Source organism: Pseudomonas sp. P5_B2, from assembly GCF_056400445.1.
This window is the reverse complement of sequence record NZ_JBFULH010000429.1, coordinates 1-3,576: the sequence shown is the minus strand read 5'-3', so window position 1 is coordinate 3,576 and position 3,576 is coordinate 1. Positions and strand designations below refer to the sequence as shown.

Genomic DNA, 3,576 nt, shown 5'->3' with positions numbered 1-3,576 from the left:
ATTCAAACACTAAACAAATTGAAAGTTTGAGTACTTTGGACTCTTTTTAGAGGACTGCGTCTGGAAATTTCACAATACCTACCTAATCTCTTGGCGGGGGGATCCCGTATTTCAGGAGTTACCTGAGGGCTTCTTTTAAGCGTACCTATAGCCATACACAGGGTCTCGATTATGAATCGGAAAAAAATAATATCCGTACTCGCAACGCCTTTGCTGATGTCCGCCATGTTAATCCCCGGTATGACCTATGCCGCCGATAAGCCGCCCAACATCCTGGTGATCATGGGCGACGATATTGGCTGGTCCAACATCGGTGTATACAACCAGGGCATGATGTCCGGTCGCACCCCTCATCTCGACCAACTCGCCAATGAGGGCATGCGCTTTACCGATTATTACGCCGAGGCCAGTTGCACCGCCGGACGCGCCAACTTCATCACCGGTGAACTGCCGATCCGTACGGGTATGACGACCGTCGGCCAGGCCGGTTCGCCCATCGGCATTCCCGCTCAAGCCGTAACAATCGCCACAGCCCTGAAATCCATGGGCTATGCCACCGGCCAGTTCGGCAAGAACCACTTGGGCGACTTGAACGAATTCCTGCCCACCGTCCACGGCTTCGATGAGTTCTTCGGTTACCTCTATCACCTCGATGCCATGGAAGACCCGGCACACCCCAACTATCCAAAGGACCTGCTGGACAAGGTCGGCCCGCGCAACATGCTCCATAGCTGGGCCACCACCACCGATGACACTACCGTCATGCCGCGCTGGGGCAAGGTCGGCAAGCAGAAAATCGAAGACGCCGGTACGCTTTATCCAGAGCGGATGAAAACCGTCGACGACGAAATTCGCGACAAGACCTTCACCTTTATCGACAAGGCCAAGCAGGACAACAAACCGTTTTTCGTCTGGCTGAACCCGACCCGCATGCACATCGTCACTCACCTGTCCGACAAGTACGAAGCCATGCGCAATTCGGAAAACGGCTGGTCGGAACAGGAAGCCGGTATGGCACAGCTTGATGACATCGTCGGCGATGTCATGGACAAGCTGAAAAAAGAAGGCATGGATGACAACACCATTGTGATTTTCACCACCGACAATGGTGCGGAAAACTTCACTTGGCCGGACGGCGGCACCACCCCGTTTGCCATGGGTAAAGGCACCATTATGGAAGGTGGTTTCCGGGTGCCGGCAATCATTAAGTGGCCGGGTAAAGTGCCGCCTAACACAATTGGCAACGGCATCATTTCCGGCCTGGACTGGTTCCCGACCCTGGTCGCTGCAGCAGGCAACCCGAACATCACCACGGAACTGCTCAAAGGCAAACAACTGGGCGATACCACCTACAAGGTGCACCTCGACGGCTACGACCAGACACCGATGATCACCGGTAAAGGTCCGTCGAACCGCCATGAAATCTTCTACTTTGGAGAGAGTGTTCTGGGTGCGGTGCGCATTGATGATTACAAGTACCGCTTCATTGACCAGCCTGGCGGCTGGTTGGGCGCTAAATTAGAGGTGGATGTGCCGATCCTGACCAACCTTCGTCTTGACCCTTTCGAACGTATGGGCTGGCCGGAGAATCAGTCAGCACAAGGCTCGCAACAGTACTTCGACTGGTTCAAGTTCCAGTTCTGGCGCTTCGTGTTCGTCCAGCAGCAGGTGATGAAACTGGCTGAAACCGCGATAGAGTTCCCACCGATGCAAAAAGGTGCGAGTTTTAACCTCGACTCGGTCAAGGCCAAGATCGAGGCCGCTCGCGCAGCGATGGCCAAGTAAGCAACCAAGTCCACGGGTGGCCAAATAGGCCACCCGTTTTTGGAACAGACATTTGGTGAGGTCAATCCATGCTAACAAGAACAGTTGCCCTACCCACCGTCACACTCCTGGCCTTGTGCTGCCAGCAAGCCTGGGCCGGCGGCATCATGCTTTACGAAATCGGCACGGATAACGTCGGCCTGGCCAACGCCGGTGCCGCCGCCCGCGCTCAAGGCCCCTCGACCATCGCCTACAACCCGGCGGGCATGAGTTACTTGCCAGGAACGCAAATCACCGGCGGTTTGCAAGCGCTCTACGGTGACGTTTCCTTCGATCGCGATTCCGGCACCAACACCCCTGGCAGCGGCAGTGGCAACGCCCTCGATCCGATTCCCGGCGGCAGCTTCTTTGTCACCCATGAGCTGGACGATCAATGGAGTGTCGGTTTCGGCACCTACGGCGACTTCGGGCTTGCCATCAATTACGACAACGATTGGTCAGGGCGTTATTTTGTGCAGAACGCCAGCATCGTCGGTTTGTCCATGGTGCCCAGTGTCTCTTACCGCTTCAACGAGCAATGGTCGGTAGGCGTGGGCGTCAAGGCCATGTACGGCGAGTTGAAGGCGCAAACCGCCATTGACCGTAACCCCTTCGGTTTCACTGATCGCACGGATGGCCAGTACAAGTACCGCGATGGCACTTGGGGCTATGGCGCCAACGTAGGGGTGATCTTCGCCCCGCAGACCGGCACGCGTATTGGCCTGACCTACACCAGCCAGGTCGATCTGGACTTTGAAGACCGGCTGGATGTGAAAGGCGATGGTCGACTGCTGGAGCGAATCAACAACACTCAAACCGACCTCGACGTCAAAGTGCCGCAAACCGTCACCCTCAGCCTGTTCCAGCAAATGGACCCGAAACTGGCCTTGTTGGCCTCGGTCAACTGGCAGGACTGGTCGGAGTTCGGCGAAATCGGCGTACAAGTCGACACGACAGCGTTCGGGGCGCAGTCGACAACGGTCGACGCCCATTTCAAGGACACCTGGCACCTCTCACTGGGTGCGCAATACCAGGCCACCGAGCAATGGCTATGGAACGTCGGTGTGGCGTACGACAGCAGCGCCGTGTCGGACAGCAACCGCAGCGTGATTTTGCCGATGAACGAAAGCTGGCGCCTTGGGACAGGAGCCACCTATGCTCTTGACAAGGACACCGACGTTAACGTCAGCTGGGCGCTGATCTGGCTCGGTGACATGCCAGACCAGCAGACCAAGACCGTTTCGGGCAATCAGATTTCCGGTCAATTTGATAGCGCATGGATTCAAGCGCTGACAGGGAATATGACTTGGCGTTTTTGATGCATAGCAAAAAAAAAAACATAATTTAAACCATGGAGTAAACAACACTATGATTCTGTCCCGAAGCTTGGTTATCGGTGCTGCATTGACCGGCGTGCTGTTGAGTGGTTGCACCTCGAAAGTCACGGAGACGACGCAATACTCCGGTTTCCTGTCTAGCTACAACAACTTGAAGGAAGTCGAAACACCTAGCGGTGGTACCGCGATGCGTTGGGTGAGCCCATCGTGGAACCCGAATGCCTATAACACCGTGGTGTTCAACAAGCTGGAGTTCTACCCGGCGCCGAAACCCAATGAACGGGTCAATCAGCAGACGCTGGCCGATATTCAGAACTACATGACCACCAAAGCCCGGGCCACTCTGGGCACGAAATACCAGGTAGTCAGCAACCCGGCAGCCGTTCCGGCCGGTTCCAAAACCTTGATCCTGCGCGCGGCAATCACTGGGGTCAGC

3 protein-coding genes are annotated in these 3,576 nt (G+C 55.9%); all 3 read left to right on the top strand.

Annotated features, from left to right (window positions below):
* The first annotated feature begins 171 nt into the window (after positions 1-171).
* Positions 172-1,785 carry an arylsulfatase gene (locus AC1DRJ_RS21825; RefSeq protein WP_477803968.1) on the top strand — a complete coding sequence of 538 codons (1,614 nt, stop codon included), beginning with the start codon at positions 172-174 and terminating at the stop codon, positions 1,783-1,785.
* A 68-nt stretch (positions 1,786-1,853) separates the two neighbouring features.
* Positions 1,854-3,122, top strand: coding sequence for an OmpP1/FadL family transporter (locus tag AC1DRJ_RS21820; RefSeq protein WP_477803967.1), 1,269 nt, complete (start codon positions 1,854-1,856; stop codon positions 3,120-3,122).
* 49 nt (positions 3,123-3,171) lie between these two features.
* A partial coding sequence (locus AC1DRJ_RS21815) for a DUF3313 domain-containing protein (protein ID WP_477803966.1) occupies positions 3,172-3,576 on the top strand: 405 nt, incomplete at its 3' end.